The organism is Embleya scabrispora (assembly GCF_002024165.1).
GTDB classification, from domain to species: domain Bacteria; phylum Actinomycetota; class Actinomycetes; order Streptomycetales; family Streptomycetaceae; genus Embleya; species Embleya scabrispora_A.
Genome location: NZ_MWQN01000001.1, coordinates 6,579,082 through 6,598,810, shown reverse-complemented (window position 1 = coordinate 6,598,810; position 19,729 = coordinate 6,579,082). Strand labels below are relative to the sequence as shown.

Below are 19,729 nucleotides of genomic sequence, written 5' to 3'. Positions count from 1 at the left end.
GTTCGGGGCTCCAAGACCGGGGGCTCTCAGCGAGACGAGTGCGTTACTCGGCGAAAACCGGCCGGCAGCGGCGGGGGGGCCGGTTGAGTCCGTCGGGGAGCCTTTCCGAGTGGGTCTGGGCGTTTCGGGGGGTGTTGGAAAGGAGTTGGGGCTCGAAACCGGATCCCAGCGGGGTGGTTGCGGGCTTCGAGCTTCGGTGACCTGCGGTTTTGTGCGGCCGGGATGGAAAGTCGGGTGTCGAGTGCCGGTTTCGTACGCTCCGGCCCCCCTCCACGCAGGGGCGGCGACCGAAACCGCCCGATCGGAGCCAGATTCAGGCACTGCGACCCCACAGAGGCCGTCGAGAAGACCGAAAGTGCCCAGTAGGAGCCGAACCCGGATCCCGAGACACCCCCAACAGCCGCCCGCCTGCATCGACCTGCGGTTTTCTCTCAGAACAGGGAAACAACACCCCACACGATCCGGGTTCGTGAACCTTCGCCACCCACATGCCACCGGCCGCCGGAAACACCGGCCCACCCGGGAAGCCTCTCCGGAGGACTCGACCCGAGCGCCCTCCCTGCTCCCTGTTGCCGGCCGGTTTTCGCCAAGCAACACGCCCGTCTCGCCGGAAGCCCGCAGTCCCGGACGCCGGCGGCGACCCGTTACCGACTCGGACCAACCCCGCACCAGCTGCACGCAGCCACAGGCGCAACGCCCGCCGAGGACCACCCGATCCACTCGCGAACGCAAGCCCGGCAAACAGGACCCGAGCGCCCACCCCGCCCGCCGCCGTTGGCCGCTTTTCCCCAACCAACGCACCCGCCTCGCCGAAAGCCGCAGTCTCTCGGGCCCGAACGACGGCGGCAACCCGCCACCGACTCGGGCCGGCGCCGGACCGGCCACCCGCAGCCGAAGGCGCGACGCCCGTCGAGAACAGCCGGCCCACTCGGGAGCGCAAGCCCGGCAGACACAACCCGAGTCCCCTCCCCGGCCGGCCGCCGTTGGCCGCTTTCCCCAACCAACACACCCGCCTCACCGAAAGCCCCAAAACCCGGAGCCCCGAACGCCGGCCGCAACCCACCACCGACTCGGACAGACCCCGCACCGGCCCACGCAGCCGAAGCACGATTCTCGCCGGAAGCGCCCGACCCACTCGAAAAGGCCCTCCGGGGAACCGGACCCAACCACCCACCCGCTCCCCGCTGCCGGCCGGTTTTCGCCAGGCCATGCACCCGTCTCGCCGGAGGCCCGGAGTCTTGGAGCCCCGAACGCCGGCGGCGGCCCATCACACGTGCCGGATCGACCCGTACCGGCACCAAACCACAACCCAACCACCGGCTGACACACCTGAACCCGGCCGCCGGCACTCGAACCCAAAGCCGAACAAGACCCAACCACCGACCGACCCACCTAACCCGGCCGGCACCCAAAGCCAAAGCCAAAGCGAAACCCAACCGCCTACCGAAACATCCCAGCCCGACCGGCGCTTGCGGCCAAAGCCAAACCACAACCCAACCGCCGGCCCACACACCCCAACCCGACCGGCACCCGAAGCCAAGCCCAACAAAACCCAACCGCCGGCCGACACATCCCAGCCCGGCCGGCGCTTGAGGCCGAAGTCGAGCAAAACCCGACCGCCGGCCGAGGTGTTTCGGCTCGGCCGGCGGTCGGGGTTGTGTCTACTCGGCCGAGATCGAGCGTAGGACCGGCAGTCGGGCTGCCCGTGCGGCGGGACGTGCTCCGGCCAGCAATCCGCCGAGCGCGCCCACCACCACCAGCACCGCCAACTGCGTCGAGGGCACCGCGAACGGCAGTGCCGCCCCCGCGTTCGGGCCGCCGATGGCGCGGATCGCCACCCATCCCAGGAACAGTCCGACCACGAGCCCGGTCGCGGCTCCGATCACCGCCACGAGCGTCGACTCCCAGCGCAGCGCCGACCGCACCTGGGCCCGGGCCGCGCCGATCGCGCGCAACAGGCCCAGTTCGCGGGTGCGTTCGTGGGCCGCCAGGGACAGTGTGTTGGCGATCCCGCCCAGCGCGATCAGCAGCGCCAGCGCCAGGAGCACGTAGACCACCGCGACCAGCGTCTGCAGCATCTTCGCCCGGGCCGCCACGAACCCCTCCTTGTCACGTACCGTGGGCGCGCCGTAGTCCTTGGCGATCCGCTGCACCTCGGCCTTGACCGTCCCCGTGGCCACACCCGGCGCCAGCCGCAACACCGTCGCCGCGTCCAGGGCCGCGTCCGCGTGCGACTCCCACGCCGTGCGATCGATCAGGTAGTCGCCGACGATCGCCGTGCGGTCGTACAGCCCCGTCACCGTGAAGCGCTGCCGGGCGCCGTCGGGGAAGGTGACCTCGGTCGTCGAGCCGAGCACCCAGCCGCGATCCTTCGCGGCGCTCTCCGACACGGCCATCCCGGCCGGGCCCAGTGCCGTCACCCGCCCGCGGGTCACGTCGAGGTTGAACAACCGGTCCAGCCGGGCCGAGTCGACGGCGAGCATCTGCCGGCTCTGCCCGTCCACGAGCGAGGTCGCGTTGCGCAGCCCGCTCACCGCCTCGACACCCGGTATCTGCGCCGTCCGGCGCGTGAGTTCGGGGCTGTGTCCGCCACCGGCCCAGCCGGCGGGCGAGGAGCCGCCGATCACCAGTTGCCCGGCGACCACCTTGCGGGTCTCCGCCCCGGAGCCCTCCTTGAACGAGGCCGCGAACACCGCGAACACCGTCACGATCGCGATCCCGAGCAGCATCGCCGTCGCCGCACCGGCGGTCCGACGCGGACTGCGCAGCAGGTTGCCCCGCGCCAACGCACCGGGCGCACCGCGCAGTCGCGGCAGCAGAGCGGTCAGCGGTCCGCCCGCGGCCCGGATCCCCGCCGGGGCGACCAGCAGGACCCCCGCGAGCACCGCCGGCGCCGCGACGGCCAGGCCCACCATGCCACCGCCGACAATGCCCATTCCAAGCCCGGCCGCGAGCAGCGCCAGCCCCGCGACGAGTCGACGCCGCGGCAACCGCACCTGCTCGGCTCCCGCACCGCGCAGCGCCGTCACCGGCGCCACCCGCGAGCCGCGCAGGGCCGGCACCAGCGCCGCGAACGCCGTCACCAGGATGCCCACCGGCAATACCGTCAGCGCCGTGGCCGCCTTGAACACCAGCCCCCGAGCGGGCAGCGTGAAGCCGATCGAGGCGAACAACTCCCTCAGCCCGGCGGCCAGTCCGAGCCCGGCGGCCAGCCCGGCGGCGGACGCCACCACACCGATCAGCAACGCCTCGATCAGCGCCTGCCGCAGCACCTGCCCTCGACTCGCGCCCAATGCCCGCATCAGCGCGACCTCGCGGGTGCGCTGCGCGGCCACCACGGAGAAGGTGTGGTTGATCGAGAAGGCCGCGACCACCAGCGCGATCACCGCGAACACGGTCAGGAAGGTGCGGAAGACCTTCAGGAAGCCGTCCTCGACGGCATCGACCGCCTCCCCCGTGGCCGCCTTGCCGGGCAGTGCCTGGGTGTCGGCGGGCAGTGCCCGCTGGATCCGCGCGGCCAATTCCTTCTGGTCGGTGCCGGCCACGGCCCGCACGGCGATCGTGCCGACCTTGCCCGGATCGCGCTGCACGTGTTGCCGCGCGCCCTCGAGGTCGAAGGCGGTGTACGAGCCGCCACCGAAGGCATCCTCGTCGCCGAAGGTGGCGACGCCGACGATCGTGACCGGGACCGGCCCCGGGGTCAGCACGGTGACCCGGTCGCCGGGGGCGAGGTGTCCCTGCTTGGCGGTGGCCCGGTCGATCACCACCTCGTCGGGCTTGGCGGGGGCGCGCCCGGTGGCCAGCCGGTACGGCGTCAGTGCCGGATCCGGCACCCAATTGCCCGCCGTCCGGGGGCCGTTGCCGGTGAGCGCCTTGCCGTCCTTGCCGACCACCTGGCCGTAGCCCTGGATGACCGGCTCGGCGGCGGCGACCCCCGGCACCGCCCGGACCCGGTCCACCAGCGCCGCGTCGATGCCGCCGCGCTGGCTGCCGGGCCGGTCGGTGACCGCGGTCGCGTTGCGCACCACCACGTCGGTGCCGGCGCCGCTGTCACGGATCAGCCCGCCGATGGACGAGCTCAAGGTGTCGGCGAGCACGAGCGCGCCGGAGAGGAACGCGGTGCCGAGCAGCACCGCGAGGGACAGTCCCACGAGCCGGCGTTTGCGGGCCCACAGGTTGGCGAGCGAGAGACGGATCAGCATCGGACGTCACTCCCCTCGGCTGCCGGCACCGGCGGCGACTCGATCGAACGCCTTCATCCGGTCCAGCACCCGGTCCGGCGTCGGCGCCTCCATGTGGTCCGCTATGCGACCGTCGGCCAGGAACACCACACTGTCCGCGTAGCCCGCCGCGACGGGGTCGTGGGTGACCATCAGCACGGTCTGCCCGAGTTCGTCCACGGCGTTGCGCAGCAGCGCCAGCACCTCGGCGCCGGCGCGCGAGTCGAGGTTGCCGGTCGGCTCGTCCGCCATCACGATCTCCGGCCGGCCGACCAGCGCCCGGGCCACCGCGACGCGCTGCTGCTGGCCACCCGACAACTCGCCGGGTCGGTGCTGCAACCGCTGCTCCAGTCCGACCGCGGCCACCACCCGATCCAGCCAGGCCGGGTCGGACCTGCGCCCGGCGAGCGACGCGGGAAGCACGATGTTCTCCAGGGCGGTCATGGTCGGCAGCAGGTTGAACGCCTGGAAGACGAAGCCGATCCGGTCCCGGCGCAGCCGGGTGAGCTGTCGGTCGCTCAACGAACCGAGTTCGGTGTCGCCCAGGTAGACCGCGCCGTCGGTGACGGCGTCGAGGCCGGCCAGGCAGTGCAGCAGCGTGGACTTCCCGGATCCCGAGGGGCCCATCACGGCGGTGAATCTGCCGCGGGGGAAGCCGATGGTGATGTCGTCCAGGGCGCGCACGGTGGTGTCCCCTTCGCCGTGTACGCGGGACACGCGCACGGCTCGGGCCGCGTCGGGGACGACGGTGGGGTCGATGTTCGTGGTCATGACGATCCTCGCGAGGAGTTGCGGGTGGACGGAAAGGAACGGGTGGCGTGCGGCGCGGATCAGCCGGCGCCCACGCGCCGGCGCGTGGGGATGGAGGCGGAGGTCGGGCCGGATCGCTCCGCGGCGGTGGTCGTGCCCTCGGCGCCGCCGGGGCGTCGACGCGGCCCGGACCGGCCGCGGGATCGATCGCCGGACGGCTTGAAGACGGACAGCGCCGTGGCAACGATCAGCGCGATCACCTGGAAGACCACCAGGACGATGTGCCAGGTCTGCAGCGGCGGCAGCGCGTCCGCGTTTCCGTCGGGGGCGCTGTGCGCGATCATCCGGTGCGCGAACTGGCTGATCACGCCCGCTCCGGCCACGATCACCGCGATGAGCAGCACGATCTTGACCTTGATCCACAGGTGGCGCCACAGCCCCCACGGCGTCTTCAGGCACAACAGCACGCCGGTGACCAGCGCGAGCACGGCGAACGGTATGCCGCCGGTGAAGACGAAGACGCGCATGAGCCGATAGGCGCTGTGTTGCAGCGCGCGGTCGTCGGTCGTGCGGCCCACGACCGCGATCGCCAGCATCACCCACTCGATGCCCAGGAGCCCGACGGCGAAGACGACGTGTGCGGAGTTGACGCCTCGACGGACGGACTTCGAGTAGCGCCTGGTCCCGGTTGTCGGGGACGCGTTCACGGTGTGCCTCCTGGCAGGCCGACGGTTGGGGACGCGCGGTCGGGCGGGTAGGCCCGGGCAGCGCCGGCGAGGGGTGGGATCCGGTGGGATTCGCGGCCTCGTCGACGGGTTCAACTCTTCCGATTCGCGGGCCGGCCGGCGTCCGGCCGGGGGATGCACCGTGCCTGCTGCGCCGGCAGGTCGAAGGGCGGGTCGACCGGTGATTTCCTGCTCCCTGGGAAGCAGTCCACGGGGCTTGATCTGCTCCCTCGGGAGCATCCGACAAGCCCACGCTCAGCCGACGCGCGACGCCCCCGACTCCCCCTACCGTTGATCACATGACGAGCCCCTCGAACCTCTCGCCCCGGCACCCGGGCTCCCGCCCGGGGCCGCCGTGGCTGCGCGCTTCCGGCCCAGGCGCGCGCTGGCTCGCACACGCCCTGCGCCCGATCCCCCGCGCGGCGCGCGATGTCGCGCTCGCGCTGGTGGTCTGTGCGATCCAGGTGGTCACGATGGTGTTCGCGGCCCGACACCAGTCGGACGCCCCCCGGGGCCTGGACGCGTGGGGCGTGCTGTTGGTCGCGCTCGGTCCGCTGGCGCTGATCGTGCGCCGGCGGTATCCGGCCGCGGTACTCCTGGTGGCGGTCGGCGCGGGGTTGCTCTACACGATGCTCGACTATCCGCGCGGGCCGCTCTTCCTCGCGATGATCATCGCGCTGTGGAGCGCCTTCGCCGCCGGCCTGCGCCTGCTGGCGTATGTGGTGCTCGCGGTGGGCTACACGAGCTTCGTCTGGATCTCCCCGCTGGTGACCGCCGAGTCGATACCCGCACCGGGCCTCGCGCTGGGTCTCGCCGCGTGGATGCTGGTGCTCGCGGGCATCGGCGAGGTGGTGCGACTGCGCCGCGCCTACCTCGCCGCCGAGGAACAGCGGGCCCGGGTGCAGTCGCTCGGGTTGGCCGAGGCCGAGCGCCGCCGGGCGGGCGACGAACGGCTGCGGATCGCCCGTGAGTTGCACGACGTGCTCGCCCATCACATCTCGCTGATGAACGTGCAGGCGTCGGTGGGACTGGAGTTGATGGACTCGTCCCCGGAGCAGGCGCGTGAGGCGCTGACCGCGGTGAAGTACGCCAGTCGCGAGGCGTTGGGCGAACTGCGCTCGGTGCTGGAGATCCTCAAGGGCGACGCGGTGGACCGTTCGGGTCCCGACGGCGCCCCGCGTGCGCCCACCGCGGGGCTGGACCTGCTCGACGAGTTGGTCGCGCGCACCTCGGCGGGCGGCCTCACCGTGCGGGTCGAGCGCACCGGCACCACCCGACCGTTGATCGCGGCGGTGGACCTCGCCGCGTACCGGATCGTCCAGGAGGCGCTGACCAACACCTTGCGGCACGCCGCGGCGAGCGAGGCGGTGGTGCGGGTCGGCTATGGGAAGTCCGGCCTGGATTTGACCATCCGGGACAACGGCCGGGGCGCCGTCGGGGCGCCGCGGCCGGCCGACGACGACGCGCTCACCTCCGGTGGCAACGGTCTGCACGGCATGCGCCAGCGGGCCGCCGCGCTCGGCGGGCGCTGCGTGGCCGGGCCGGTGCCGGGGCGCGGCTTCCACGTGCAGGCACACCTCCCCTACGGTGAGCGCGCCGACGGGCATGATGGCGACGCGGATTCGCCGGTCGAGTCGGCGGCGACCGCCGGCGGTGCGGCGCGGCCCAACGAGGGGGACGCATGATCAGGTTGGTGCTGGCCGACGACCAGGCGCTGGTGCGCGCGGGCTTTCGGGCCCTGCTCTCCGCACAGCCCGACATGGAGGTCGTCGGCGAGGCGGGTGAGGGCGGCGAGGCGCTGCGGCTCACCCGCGAACTGCGCCCCGATGTGGTGCTGATGGACATCCGCATGCCGGGCATGGACGGCTTGGAGGCGGCCCGGCTGATCGCGGCGGATCCGGCGCTCACCGCCGTGCGGGTGGTCATCCTGACCACGTTCGACCTCGACGAGTACGTCTTCGAGGCGCTGCGCAACGGCGCGAGCGGCTTCCTGGTCAAGGACACCGAACCGGCCGAACTGCTGCGCGGCGTCCGGGTGGTCTCGGCGGGCGACGCGCTGCTGTCGCCGAACGTGACCCGCCGATTGATCGAGGAATACGCGGCCGGCGCGCTGCGTCCGACCGCCGCGCCGATGGCCGAACTCGCGCTGCTGACCGATCGGGAGCGGGAAATCGTCACCCTGGTCGGCCGTGGTCTGTCCAACGACGAGATCGCCGAACGCCTGGTGCTCAGCCCCCTCACCGCCAAAACCCATGTAAGCCGGGCAATGACCAAACTGTCCGTCCGCGACAGGGCCCAACTCGTGGTCTTCGCCTACGAAACCGCCCTGGTCACCCCGGGCCACACCACCCCCTGACCCCCACGGCCCCACCAACCGAACCAACAGCCAAGCAAACAGACACCCGCCCGCAGGCCCACAACCAGGCAGAGGGGCAGGCGGGTGTCCGGGCGTGCGGGCGCAAACCAAGCGAACGGGCCGGGGTGCCAGTGGGCCGGAGGGCGGCCAGACGAGCGAGCAGGCAAACGGGCGGGCGAGTGGGTGGGTGGGTGGGTGGACAGGCAAGCGAGCGACCCGGCCCCCGGGCGAGCCGATGGGCGGCCGGACAAGCGAGCAGGCAGGGGGCGGGCAAGCGCGCGGGTGGGCGGGCGGCCCCTGGGCGAGCGGGCAAGCGGGCGAGCCGGTGCGCAAACAAGCAAGCGGGCAAGCGAGCGGGTGACCACCGGGCGAGCCGATGGGCAGGCAAGCAAACGAGCAGGCCGGCAGGGAGGCGGGCCGGCAAGCAGCAGGCGGACAAGGTGGCCCGGCCAGGCCGACCGGCAGGGAGGCGGGCCGGCAGGCAGGTGGGCGGGCTGGGCCGGCAGTGGGCGGGCTGGGCGGTGGGTGGCTGGTGGCCGCGCGTGCCGGCGGGTGGGTGCGCGAGCGGGTCGGCGGTTGCGGGCGGGCGGGTGTGGGGATCGCGGGGCGCAGGTGGTGGTGGAGCGAGCAGGCCGGCAGGGAGGCGGGCCGGCAAGCAGCAGGCGGACAAGGTGGCCCGGCCAGGCCGACCGGCAGGGAGGCGGGCCGGCAGACAGGCAGGTGGGCCGGCAGGCCAGCAGCCAGGTGGGCGGGCAGGTGGGCGGGCTGGGCCGGCAGGCAGGTGGGCCGGATGGGCGGTGGGCGGCTGGTGGTCGCGCGTGCCGGCGGGTGGGTGCGCGAGCGGGTCGGCGGTTGCGGGCGGGTGTGGGGATCGCGGGGCGCAGGTGGTGGTGGGGCGAAGTGGCTGTGTTGGCGTGTGTTCGGTGGAGGGTGCCCGGAAGGGCGAGGTGGGGGCCTTCGGCCGCCGCCTCGCCCTTACGGGTTTGGGTGGGTTACTCCTTTGCGCCTACTGCGTCGATCGGGGTGGCGCGTAGGAGTCTGCGGGTCACCGGGGCCACCGTCAGGGGGCCAGGAGAAGGGCTGCCGCGCTGATCGCCAGGCACAGGGGGAGCGGGACGTAGGGGGTCGTGGTGTCGAACGCGCCCTTGTTGAACGGCACCAGGCTGGCCATCGCCACCGACAGGCCCAGACCCAGGCCGATCACCCCGACCAGGATCGCCTCACGCCGGATCACCGCTCGGACCTGGCCGTGGGTGCTGCCGATCATCCGCATCAGGCCCAGTTCCCGGCTGCGGGCCGCCGTGGTGACGATCATCGTGTTGATCGCGGCGATCGTCGCGAACCCCGCGAGGATGACCAGCATGATGTAGTTCAGCCACTTGTTCACCTCGCGGTCCTTGTCCACCCGGGCCGCGTAGCCCGCCCGGTCGTCGACCGACGTCCCCGGGTGTTGCCGGGTCAGCCCGGCGAGCGCGGCGTCCGCGGCCCGTACGTCGGCGCCGGGGGCGAACCGCACCAGGAGCCGCGCGTCCCACGGCGTCTCCACGTGCCGCTCCACCGCGGCGCGCGGCAGGGTCGCCGCCGCGGTGCCCAGGCCCCGGTCGTAGATCGCCACCAGGACCGGCGTGATCGGCGTACCGTCGCCCAGCCACAACGACACCGGCTTGCCGATCTTGCCGTGCAGCGCCGACGCCAACTGCCGATCCAATGCGATGGCCCCGCCCTCGGGTTGCGGCGCACCGGCCCGCAGCGCGTCGGTGCTGCCCTCGCGCACCCCGAGGTCCAGGGTGGTCGCCAGATCCCGCGTGGTGCCGCCGACGCCCTGGGCGCTCTCCTTCTGGAGGCCGCCGTCGCGCACGACCACCACGGAGGTGTTCAGCACCGACGTCACCGACGCGACTCCGGGAGCGGCGGCCACCCGCTGGGTGGTCTGCGGCGCGAAGCCCGGCCCGGCCACAACCCGGTCGGCGGTGACCGCGTCCCGGGACTGCACGCTCGCGTGGTGGTCCTCGGCCGCGAACATGAAGGTCAGCGTGGCCGCGAAGGCGACGGCCAGGGCGATCGGGGTGATCGCCGACGCCAGACGCCGCGAGTTGGCCCGGGCGTTGTCGAACGCGAGTTGCCCCATGGCGCCGAACCGGCTCCCGAACCAGCCGATCACCGACACCAGTACGTGCGCCAGGATCGGCCCGAGCAGCCCGATCGCGACCATGAACAGCATGATCACGCCGCCGGACGCGGCGACCGCCTGTTCGCCGGTCGCGTGCAGCGCGAACCGGGTCACCGCGATCGCGCCGCCGAGCGTGCCGAGTCCGAGCAGCAGCCGGAACCAGCCGACGAACACCCGCTCGGAGGCCGCGTCACCCAGCGCCTCGGTCGGCTTGATCTTCGCGCTGCGTCGGGCCGCGAGCAGTCCCGCGCCCAGCGCGGTCAGCGCCCCCGCCCCGATCGCGACCACCATCGGAATCCAGCTCACCGACACGGTGACGCCGTGCGCGATCAGGCCCCGGCTGTCCATCGCGCCGAACCACCAGCGGGCGAGCAGCGCGCCGGGCAGCACCCCGACCACACCCGCCGCGAGCGCCACCAGGCCGGTCTCGGTGGCGATCATCCGGCGGATCTGCCAGGGCGTGGCCCCGACCGCACGCAGCAGCGCGATGTCGCGCCGGCGCTGACCCACGGACAGCGCGGTGGCGCCGGCGACCACGAAGACCGCCACCAGGAGCACGATGCCGCCGAGGGTGCCGCCGATCGAGGTCAGCATCTCCTGGGTGTCGCCGAACGCGATGTCCTCGGCCGCGCCGCGGCCGTCCCCCGTGGACACCTTGGCGTCGGTGCCGGTCACCGCGGCGCGGACGTCGCGGGCCACCGTGCCCGGGTCCGCGCCGGCGGCCGTCAGTACGCCGATCGCGGTGACCGAGCCGGGATGCCCGGCCAGCCGCTGCGCGTCCACGTCGGACACGTACAGGTGCGCGCCTCGACCCGGCACCACCGCGCTCACCCGCAGCTCGGCCTCACCGCCGGGCGTGGTCAGCGATACGGTGTCGCCGACCTTGTACGCGCCATCGGCCGCCGCGCTCGTCAGCACGACCTGCCCGGCGCCCGGCGCGGTGCCCTCGCGGGTACCCGCCAGCGTCGCCGAGGACCAGCCGTGCCCGTCCAGCACGGCGCGCCCCGTCTGCGCCGGGAAGGTCACGTCGGGAATGACCCCGCGCACCCCCGGTACGGCGGCGATCCGACCGGCGAGTCCGGCGTCGATCCGGGTGCGCTCGGGCAGCGGCGCGGACTCGGTGTACTTGCCCTCGCCCTTGCCCAGTTGTTTGCTCACCTTGGCGGGCCCGGTGACCAGGACCGGCGTGTCGGCGTACCGCTCGGGCGTGGAGTGCGCGCGGACCCCGCTCTCCAGGAGCACACCGCACATGGTGACCAGCATCGCGGCGAACACCAGCGCCACGAAGGAGCCCGCGAAGGACGCGGGCCGAAAGCGCACGGAGGTGCGCGCGAGCCCGTTGGGTCGAAGCAGCGACATGATCAGGCCGCCTGTCGCTGCCGCGTGTTGCCCTGGGACAGGTCGACCATCCGGGCCGCGATCGCCTCGGGGGTGGGCCGGTACAGCTCCCCGGCGAGGTTGCCCTCGGCCAGGAAGACCACCCGGTCCGCGTAGGAGGCGGCGACCGGGTCGTGGGTGACCATCACGACGGTGGCCCCGGTGTCGTCGACGGCCCGGCGCAGCAGCGCCAGCACCTCGGCGGCGGTGGTGGTGTCCAGCGCGCCGGTCGGCTCGTCCGCGAACAGCACGTCGGGCCGGGTGACCAGGGCACGGGCGATCGCCACCCGCTGCTGCTGACCACCGGACAGCTGCGCTGGCCGCCGCCGGGTGTGCCGGTCCAGTCCGACCATCGCCAGCACCTCGGCGGCCCGGCCGCGTTCCGGCCGCTGCCCCGCGAGCCGCAGCGGGAGCAGGATGTTCTTCTCCACGGTCAGCGAGGGCAGCAGGTTGAACGCCTGGAACACGAAGCCGAGCCGGGTCCGGCGCAGCCGGGTCAGCTGGTTCTCCTTCATCGCGGTCAGGTCGTCGGTGCCGAGCAGGACCCGTCCCGAGTCCGGTCGGTCCAGGCCGGCGGCGCAGTGCAGGAAGGTGCTCTTGCCGGATCCGGAGGGACCCATGACCGCCGTGAAGGTGCTCCGGGGGATGACCAGATCGATGCCGCGCAGTGCGTGCACGGCCGAACTGCCGCGCCCATAAGCCTTCGCCACCGCCTCCAGCCGCACCGCGCTGTCGACCGGCCCGGGCAGCCCACGGTCCGCCGACACGGGCACCCCGTGCCGCGGAGGGTACTCGGCATCCCGCTTCGCTTGCCGAGTGCCGCGACCGCCTCGCCCGAACATGCTGCCTCCCGTGTCCTGTACCGCTGCCCGGTACCGCTGTCGTAACCAACAGGTTCGAAGCTACGGATCGCGAGGGGTCGGGCACGATGGGGCGACCACGCGAATCGGGGGTGGGGTCAGCACCACCCCCGAGGTTCGGTGCGGGGCGCGTCGGTCAGGCGATGGGACGGGCGCCCGGCTTGGCCCGGCTGGGCACCACGAAGGTGACGCCGAGCGCGACGACCGCGGCGACGGCCGCGCAGACGAAGGTCAACACGAAGCCGCGTTCGGCCGGCAGCCCGCCCGGGCCGGGGTTGGCGGTGAGCAGCGTGGTGGAGATCGCACTGGCGCAGGACATGCCGACGGTGCGGGCGATGGTGTTGATGCCGGTGGCGATGCCGGTCTGCTCGACCGGCACGGCGCCGACGATCAGGTTGGCCATCGCCGACATGGCCAGCCCGATGCCGATGCCGAACACGAACATCGCCACCAGGATGTGCCACCCGCTGGTGTGCAGCGTGGCCAGGAAGACGAACCCGGCGGCCATCAGCACGCACCCGGCCACCATCGCGAGCTTCGACCCGAAGCGCTTGTCGATCACGCCCGCCATCGGCCCGATCAGCAACATCGCGAATGCCTGCGGCAGCACGTACAGCCCGGACACGGTCACGGTCGTACCGAAGCCGTAGCCGGTGCTCTCCGGCATCTGCAGGAAGCGCGGTACGAGGAGCATCCCCGCCATCATCGAGAAGCCGACGAGCAGTCCGCCGAGGTTGGTCGCCCACACTCCGCGCAGCCGCATCACCCGCATGTCCACGAGCGGTTCCGCCGCGCGCGACTCGGCGAACACCCACAGCCCGAGGAAGACGAATCCGGCCACGAACAGCCCGATCGTGTTCACCGAACCCCAGCCCCACGACTCGCCCTTGCTCAGCGCGAGCATCACGCCGACCAGACCGAGCGACATCAGCGCGCCGCCGAGCCAGTGGATTCTCGCCTTGACCCGGACCGGCGAGTCGGGAATCAGGAACCACGAAGCGACCGCGGTGACCAGGCAGGTGACCATCGGGATCCAGAACAGCCAGTGGTAGGACAGGTGATCCATGATCGGCCCGGTCACCACGATGCCTATGCCGCCGCCGATGCCCATGATCGCCGACATCAGTCCGATCGCACCGGCCCGGCGCTCCGGCGGGAACTCGTCGCGCACGATGCCGAAGGACAGCGGGAAGACCGCGCCGCCGAAGCCCTGGATCACTCGACCGATGATCATCAGCCCGACGGAGTCGGCGAGCGCGCAGACCAGCGAGCCGACCGCGAGCATCCCGATGGTGAACACGAACAGGCGCTTCTTGCCGTACATGTCGCCGAGCCGCCCGAGGATGGGCGTGGTCACCGACGCGCACAGCAGGTAGCCGGTCATCAGCCACGACGTCGCGTCCGCGCTCGCGCCGATCTCGGTCTGGATCTGCGGCAGGGCCGGCGCCAGCATCGATTGGAGCAGCGAGTAGGTGAGCGCGCCCATGATCAGGACGAGCAGGACGAATCCGGTCCGGCTCATCCCCCCTCGGTCGGCGCCGGGGGCATCGGAGGCGGTCGGGGTTTCGGGGGTGGTGGGCGGGACAGTGGCGGCCGGCGCCTGCTGCGCGCTCTTCAAGGCTGGTTCCTTACATGTACGACATGTACGGGGCACCGACTGGATCACACGGCGGCCCGCGGTGGGGAGTTTTGGTTGGGTGTATCAACCGACTGTATGCGGCCGTTCCGACACGAGGACACTGGGAGAAGGGACCCGGGGGTAAATTCCGCGTAAGTATTTGCCGCTCGAAGCGCCGAAATCAGCCAAATAACGGGCAAAACTCTGCCTGGTGTCGTATGCCAAGATCGATCTGACGCATCGTCACCTTCTGGGAGGGCAACCCCGTGACGGATCGAGAACCGGAACTGCGCATCACCCACATCTCCGAGACCCCCTGGCACGAGGTCAAGGCCCAGTCGCACGGCGGACGGCGCACGTCGGTCTGGGAGAAGTTCCTGGAGTGGTCCCCCGAGCGCCTGGTCATCTACGCCCGCTACGACGCCGGCGTCGTGGTCGAACGCCACGGCCATATGTCCGAGCACTACGTCTTCGTACTGGCGGGCGAGGTCCTGATCGGCGACCGCCCCTGCCCGACCGGCACCCACATCACGCTCGAACAGGGCGCCGCGTTCGGCCCGTTGATCGCCGGCCCGGAGGGCGCGACGTTGTACGAGATCATGTGCGGCGACCCGAGGGCGGTCCCCGCCGACCGCGAGGGCTTCGAACGCCTGTGCGCCGAACGCGACATCACCCCCCTGCCCAATCCCCCGGTCCCGTGGCCCGACTGGCTCGCCGCCCGGACGGACGGCAACCCCGCGGCGGAGAGCGCTGCGACGTAGGCGGCAACCCCATCCGGCACGCGCCTCGGCGGGCCGGACGGCGGGCCACATCATCCGCACTCCGACAGGCCACACGGCGGGCCACCTCGCCGGGTGGCCCGTTCACCTGCCGTCGGATCAAGCGAACCGCGCAAAAATCAGGCCACTCGCCTCTCATTGGCCCTGTCCGGGCGATCCGCTCGCCGCCTAGCCTCGACGCATGGACTCGAATCCGGACCAGAATCCGATCCGCGGGCACGCACGGTGGAGTGCGGAGCCCGGTTGGCTCAACACCGCGAGTCACGGTCTACCGCCGGACGTCGCGTACGAGGCGATGACCCTGGCCCAGGAGTCGTGGCGCCTGGGTCGCACCGACATGGACGAGTTCCACGCGGCCGGCGAGCGGGCCCGGGCGACCTTCGGGCGCCTCGTGGGCGCACCGGCCGAGACGATCATGGCGAGCGGCACCACCTCGGCCCTGCTCGCCCCGTTCGCCGCCGGGCTGCCCGTCGGCGGGCGAGTGGTGGTGCCCGAGGTGGAGTTCACCTCCAACCTCTTCCCGTGGTTGGTCCAGCAGGCCCGGGGCGTCGAGGTGGTCACCGTGCCGGTGTCCAAGCTGGTCGAGTCGATCGACGAGCGCACCACCGCGGTCGCGTTCAGCCTGGTCCAGTCGGCGGACGGAACGATCGCCCCCGAGGCGGACATCGTCGCGGCGGCCCGCGCGTACGGCGCGCGCGTCTACGTGGACGGCACCCAGGCGTGCGGCTGGCTGCCGGTGGACGTGACCCGCTACGACCTGTTCGTGGTCAGCGCGTACAAGTGGCTGATGACCCCGCGCGGCGCGGCGTACGGCTACGTGGACCCGGACCTGACCGAGCGCACCCTCGCGCACGCCGCCAACTGGTACGCGGGCGCGCCCGACGGGGATCCCTACTACGGCCCGCCGCTGCGCCTGGCCGCCGGCGCCCGCCGCTTCGACACCTCGCCGGCCTGGTTCTGCCAGGTGGGCGCCGCGCCCGCGCTCGAGGTGGTCGAGCGGATCGGCGTCGAGCACATCCGGGCCCACGACGTCGGCCTGGCCAACCGTTTCCTGACCGGCCTGGGCCTGCCCTCCGGCGACAGCGCGATCGTCGCCATCGAACAGTCCGACGCCCAGGCCCGGCTGAGCGCCGCAGGCATCCGGTTCTCCGCCCGCGCGGGCCGTACCCGTCTGGCGTTCCACGTGTACAACACCGAGGCCGAGGTGGACGACGCGATTCGCGCGCTCACCGCGTGACCGGCGGGAGGGCCGGGCACCGCCCGCGGACTCCGGTCCCGGCCCACCCGGGTGCCTTCAGATCAGCGCCGCCGCCAACCGCCGCCAGTCCGCGGTCGGAGCCTCCCCCAGGGTGTCGCCGAGTACCTGGAGGCACACGTGGTCGGCGCCTGCCGCGATGTGCGCCCGAACACCTTCCTCGACGGCGGATTCCGACCCGGACAGGATCAGGCGGTCGATCAGCCGCGCGCTGCCGCCGGCCTCGAAGTCGGCCTCGGTCAGGCCCAGGCGCAGCAGGTTGCGGCGGTAGTTCGGCAGGGACAGGTACATGCCCAGGTGCGTGCGGGCGCGGCGCAGCACGGTTTCCCGATCGTCGGACAGCACGACCGCCTGTTCCACCGCGAGCAGGCGGTCCGGGCCCAGTGCCGCGCGCGCCTCGGCGGTGTGCTCGGGGGTGACCAGATACGTGTGCGCGCCCTCGGCCCGCTCGCGCGCGAGGTCGAGCATGCGCGGGCCGAGCGCGGCCAGGACCCGCGCCGGTCGCGGAGTGTCGGCGCCGGCGGCCAGGTACAGGGCGGAGTCCATCGCGTCCAGGTACTCGCGCAGGTGCGCCAGCGGCTTCTCGTACCGGCGTCCGCCCGGCCGCAGGCCCTCGACCAGGCCGTCGTGGCTGATCCCGAGCCCGGTCAGGAACCGCCCCGGGTGCGCGTCGTCGACGGTCCGCGCCGCCGCGTTGGCCGCCATCGCGTCCCGCGCCCAGACGTTCGCGATCCCCGTCGCGGCGGCGATCCGTGGCGCGGCGCCGAGCACGAGGAGCGCCTGCGTGAACGCCTCACGGCCCACCGCCTCGCCCCACCACAGCGTGCCGTAGCCGAGTTCGTCGAGTTCGGCCACCGTCTCGCGCAGTCGCGACACCGGCATGTGATCGAGTGCGGCGGTCCACAGGCCGATCCGCCCCAACTCCGGAACGGGTCGATGCGCGGCCGGCACACCGGGCGATGGCGTGGTCATGGGAACCCCCGAGAGGTCGTGGAACGGCGATGCGAAACCAACACGACGCCGCCGTGCGCCGCGACGCCCCGACGCGGCACCGCGACACGACATCGCGCCGCGCCACCGCACTGTACCGCCGCACTGTAACGCCGTAACAGAGACCCGTCCGCTCCCCCGCCACCGACATGGGCAGCCCTTGGTTTCCGCCGGAACCGCCGACGGGGAATCATGAGTCTTGTGCTGCGACCGGGCGTTGCCGGTTCGGCCGCCCGCCCGCGCCGTCGAACCACCACGCCCGCCGCACCCACCACGCCAACGCCGTTGCCGGATCCGTCGGAGACCTCGTGCAGAGTCCGCTGTTCAACCACACGGTGAGCCAGTCCGCAGAGCGCTACAGCCTGCAGAGCGCGCACATGCTCCGGGTCCTGCTGGCCCCGGAGGTCGGCACCGAGGTGCTGGCCCGCAAGGGCGCGATGGTGGCCTACCAGGGCAACGTGCAGTTCGAGGGCGCCTTCCAGAGCGCGGCCGAACTGCGCACCGGCGCGCTCACCGGCGACATGCTCGACCTGATGCGCTGCCACGGGCACGGCACGGTCTATCTCGCCAACCAGGCACAGAGCATCCACATCCTGAACCTGAACAACGAGGCGCTGATCGTCGAGGACGAGAACGTGCTGGCCCTGGACGGCACGCTCAACTGGAGCGTGATCCAGATCGACGCCGGCTACAACGTCGGCGGCATGGGCGCGTATTCGATGCAGATCGGCGGCACCGGCAAGATCGTGATCACCACCTCCGGCGCACCGCTCGTGCTGCGCGCCTCGCACGATCGCGAAGTGTTCGCGGACGCCGACGCGGTGATCGCCTGGACCGCCGGCCTCCAGACCAGCCTCCAAGCGCAGACCACGTCCCAGCGCATCTGGCGGCGCCGTCGCCAGACCGGCGAGGGCTGGACGATGGCCTTCATCGGCGAGGGCTACGTGGTGGTGCAGCCCAGTGAGATCCTGCCCGCGAACCTGACCGCGACCGACGGCAACCGCTACTTCGGCATGGGGCGGGACGGCTTCCGGAACAACGGCTGGGCCGGCCCCGGCGGCCCGCACGGCGCCGCGCCCCCGCCGCCGCAACAGCCGGGCCCGTACGGCCCCCCGCCCGGGCAGTACGGTCCGCCCGGCCCCCAGGGCCCCTACGGCCCACCGGGACCGTACGGACCGCCACGCTGATCGGCGCCGGGCATCCGGACCGCCGCGCTACGCCTCCCGCCGCCGCGGTGCCCGGGCCAACTGCCTGGACTGGGCGACCAGTCGCCCCGCCGCGTCCCACACCTCGCCGTCCTCCTCCAGGAAGCCGCCGGCCAGGTTGCGCGTACGCAACGACACCCGCAGCCACCCCGGCACCGGCCTGGCCCGCACATGCACGGTCAACTCCACCGTGGGCACCCAGCCCCGCAGGCCCAGGTCGAACGCGGTCGGCGCGAGCGAGTCGACCGCGAGCAGCAGCGCGAGCGGATCCGGGTCGCGCCCGTCGGCCAGGCGCCACCAGGCCCGGATCTCGCCGCGCCCGGACGGCTCGCCGGCCGCCCAGCGCACCGTCGCGGGATCGAGCAACTGCTCGCTGCGGTGCATGAAGGCGTTGCGCCGGAACGCGGCCGGGAGGGCGCCGTTCGCCGCGCACTCCGCCAACGAGGGGAACTCCGGCGGCCGGGCGCTGGTCCGCACCTCGGCATCCAGTGCGTCCAGGTCGCCGTAGGTGCCGGTGACGTGCACCCGGGTCCGGCCGTCCTGAACGATCCGCGCGGTGCCGGTGGCCAGCGTGCGTCCCGCGTGCAGCACCTCGGTGTGCACCTCCGCCGGTCCGGGGTGCGAGGCGGTCGGGTAGTGGGCGGTGATCGTGAACGGGTCCGGTTGCGGCAGGCTCGTGCCGAGTGCGCGGGCGGCGAGGGCGAGCAGGTAGCCGCCGTTGACACCCATGCCGAACGCCCAGTCCGCGGACAGGGTGGTGTCGAGGACGCCCGGGGCGTCCGGGCGGGCCACACACGTGGTGTCCCGGTCGAGTTCGTAGCGCGTCCCGTCCGGGGTCGGCGCGGTCTCGGCGGCTGCCCGCTCGGTCATGGTGGCCACTCCACGGTGCTCGGCTGACGTGTCGTCAGCGCGCGGCTGACCTCCCGTCAGCTTGACACAGTCAGGCAACCGTCACAGGTACGAGCCGTCGTCACCGTCGTCCGAAACCGGCCGGAGCGGGCCGATCTCGGCGCCCCCGGGCCGCATCGACAGGGTCAGCCGGATTCCGCCCCACAACCCTTCCAGCCAGCCGACCAACTGCGCGTGCACGATCCGCAGTTCGGCCATGCTCGGGGTGTCCGTGCCGGCGAACGGCGCGGCGAGGCGTTCCAGTTCGGCGTACAGGTCGGGCGCGAGGGAACGGCGCAGCTCGGGCAACGAGCGTTCGTAGACCTCCCGGACCCGGTCGCGCCCGGGTTCGTCCAGTGGCGCGTCGCGCAGTTCCTCCATGAGTCGGCGAACCATCTCGGCGATGCGCATCACTCGATCGGGGGCGGGCACCAGTTCGCCCAGCGGACGTCGGTCCTCCCCATCGGGCGCGGCGGCGGGCATCGGGTCGGCCATGCGCCGCCCCTACCCCGAGCCGCTCGGGGGAAACGGTTCGA

Annotated in this window: 14 protein-coding genes; 5 read left to right on the top strand and 9 right to left on the bottom strand. The window is 72.7% G+C overall.

The features are described from left to right. Positions 1 to 1,661: 1,661 nt before the first annotated feature. From B4N89_RS52715 to B4N89_RS28970, 3 genes are read right to left on the bottom strand one after another with little or no spacing between them, the layout of a single operon-like run. On the bottom strand, positions 1,662 to 4,202 hold the full coding sequence (locus B4N89_RS52715; RefSeq protein WP_078978716.1) for an FtsX-like permease family protein: 2,541 nt from the start codon (positions 4,200 to 4,202) through the stop codon (positions 1,662 to 1,664). Positions 4,203 to 4,208: 6 nt separating this feature from the next. Further along, on the bottom strand, positions 4,209 to 4,991 hold the full coding sequence (locus B4N89_RS28975; RefSeq protein ID WP_078978715.1) for an ABC transporter ATP-binding protein: 783 nt from the start codon (positions 4,989 to 4,991) through the stop codon (positions 4,209 to 4,211). Between the two features lie 59 nt (positions 4,992 to 5,050). Continuing rightward, positions 5,051 to 5,677 carry a DUF2269 family protein gene (locus B4N89_RS28970; RefSeq protein WP_078978714.1) on the bottom strand — a complete coding sequence of 209 codons (627 nt, stop codon included), beginning with the start codon at positions 5,675 to 5,677 and terminating at the stop codon, positions 5,051 to 5,053. A gap of 317 nt (positions 5,678 to 5,994) precedes the next feature. Here B4N89_RS28970 and B4N89_RS28965 point away from each other — a divergent pair, with 317 nt between their 5' ends. Both B4N89_RS28965 and B4N89_RS28960 read left to right on the top strand, forming a co-directional pair. Then, positions 5,995 to 7,380 (top strand): sensor histidine kinase, encoded by a 1,386-nt coding sequence (locus tag B4N89_RS28965; protein WP_078978713.1) that lies wholly within the window; start codon positions 5,995 to 5,997, stop codon positions 7,378 to 7,380. Continuing rightward, the gene (locus B4N89_RS28960) at positions 7,377 to 8,051 is read left to right on the top strand and encodes a response regulator (RefSeq protein WP_078978712.1); all 675 of its coding nucleotides are present in this window, start codon (positions 7,377 to 7,379) and stop codon (positions 8,049 to 8,051) included. The genes B4N89_RS28965 and B4N89_RS28960 overlap by 4 nt, the downstream gene beginning before the upstream one ends. Positions 8,052 to 9,111: 1,060 nt before the next feature. Here B4N89_RS28960 and B4N89_RS28955 read toward each other — a convergent pair. The 3 genes from B4N89_RS28955 to B4N89_RS28945 form a co-directional block, all read right to left on the bottom strand. After that, on the bottom strand, positions 9,112 to 11,580 hold the full coding sequence (locus B4N89_RS28955) for an FtsX-like permease family protein (protein WP_201260927.1): 2,469 nt from the start codon (positions 11,578 to 11,580) through the stop codon (positions 9,112 to 9,114). 2 nt (positions 11,581 to 11,582) lie between these two features. Beyond that, on the bottom strand, positions 11,583 to 12,440 hold the full coding sequence (locus tag B4N89_RS28950) for an ABC transporter ATP-binding protein (protein ID WP_078978711.1): 858 nt from the start codon (positions 12,438 to 12,440) through the stop codon (positions 11,583 to 11,585). 154 nt (positions 12,441 to 12,594) lie between these two features. Then, complete coding sequence (locus B4N89_RS28945) at positions 12,595 to 14,076, bottom strand: MFS transporter (protein WP_235618836.1); 1,482 nt, start codon at positions 14,074 to 14,076, stop codon at positions 12,595 to 12,597. Between the two features lie 266 nt (positions 14,077 to 14,342). Between B4N89_RS28945 and B4N89_RS28940 the strand changes: the two genes are divergently transcribed. Continuing rightward, on the top strand, positions 14,343 to 14,837 hold the full coding sequence (locus B4N89_RS28940) for a hypothetical protein (protein ID WP_078978709.1): 495 nt from the start codon (positions 14,343 to 14,345) through the stop codon (positions 14,835 to 14,837). Positions 14,838 to 15,036: 199 nt separating this feature from the next. After that, positions 15,037 to 16,092 carry an aminotransferase class V-fold PLP-dependent enzyme gene (locus B4N89_RS28935; RefSeq protein ID WP_078978708.1) on the top strand — a complete coding sequence of 352 codons (1,056 nt, stop codon included), beginning with the start codon at positions 15,037 to 15,039 and terminating at the stop codon, positions 16,090 to 16,092. A gap of 57 nt (positions 16,093 to 16,149) precedes the next feature. On the opposite strand, the gene B4N89_RS28930 is transcribed toward B4N89_RS28935, so the two are convergent. Further along, the gene (locus B4N89_RS28930) at positions 16,150 to 17,082 is read right to left on the bottom strand and encodes a TIGR03620 family F420-dependent LLM class oxidoreductase (RefSeq protein ID WP_235618835.1); all 933 of its coding nucleotides are present in this window, start codon (positions 17,080 to 17,082) and stop codon (positions 16,150 to 16,152) included. Between the two features lie 326 nt (positions 17,083 to 17,408). Between B4N89_RS28930 and B4N89_RS28925 the strand changes: the two genes are divergently transcribed. Then, positions 17,409 to 18,287, top strand: coding sequence for an AIM24 family protein (locus B4N89_RS28925; protein WP_235618834.1), 879 nt, complete (start codon positions 17,409 to 17,411; stop codon positions 18,285 to 18,287). 27 nt (positions 18,288 to 18,314) lie between these two features. Here the strand turns inward: B4N89_RS28925 and B4N89_RS28920 are convergent, their stop codons facing one another. Together B4N89_RS28920 and B4N89_RS28915 are read right to left on the bottom strand one after the other, a co-directional pair. Further along, complete coding sequence (locus B4N89_RS28920; protein ID WP_078979713.1) at positions 18,315 to 19,175, bottom strand: thioesterase family protein; 861 nt, start codon at positions 19,173 to 19,175, stop codon at positions 18,315 to 18,317. An 81-nt stretch (positions 19,176 to 19,256) separates the two neighbouring features. Next, entirely contained in the window at positions 19,257 to 19,688 is a 432-nt protein-coding gene (locus B4N89_RS28915; RefSeq protein ID WP_078978706.1) for a proteasome activator, read from the bottom strand. Positions 19,689 to 19,729 lie beyond the last annotated feature (41 nt).

Coding starts and splice junctions, on each gene's coding strand:
- B4N89_RS28965 (WP_078978713.1), top strand. CDS start 5,995: ATGACGAGCCCCTCGAACCTCTCGCCCCGGCACCCGGGCTCCCGCCCG.
- B4N89_RS28915 (WP_078978706.1), bottom strand. CDS start 19,688: ATGGCCGACCCGATGCCCGCCGCCGCGCCCGATGGGGAGGACCGACGT.
- B4N89_RS28930 (WP_235618835.1), bottom strand. CDS start 17,082: ATGACCACGCCATCGCCCGGTGTGCCGGCCGCGCATCGACCCGTTCCG.
- B4N89_RS28960 (WP_078978712.1), top strand. CDS start 7,377: ATGATCAGGTTGGTGCTGGCCGACGACCAGGCGCTGGTGCGCGCGGGC.
- B4N89_RS28955 (WP_201260927.1), bottom strand. CDS start 11,580: ATGTCGCTGCTTCGACCCAACGGGCTCGCGCGCACCTCCGTGCGCTTT.
- B4N89_RS52715 (WP_078978716.1), bottom strand. CDS start 4,202: ATGCTGATCCGTCTCTCGCTCGCCAACCTGTGGGCCCGCAAACGCCGG.
- B4N89_RS28920 (WP_078979713.1), bottom strand. CDS start 19,175: ATGACCGAGCGGGCAGCCGCCGAGACCGCGCCGACCCCGGACGGGACG.
- B4N89_RS28935 (WP_078978708.1), top strand. CDS start 15,037: ATGGACTCGAATCCGGACCAGAATCCGATCCGCGGGCACGCACGGTGG.
- B4N89_RS28975 (WP_078978715.1), bottom strand. CDS start 4,991: ATGACCACGAACATCGACCCCACCGTCGTCCCCGACGCGGCCCGAGCC.
- B4N89_RS28950 (WP_078978711.1), bottom strand. CDS start 12,440: ATGTTCGGGCGAGGCGGTCGCGGCACTCGGCAAGCGAAGCGGGATGCC.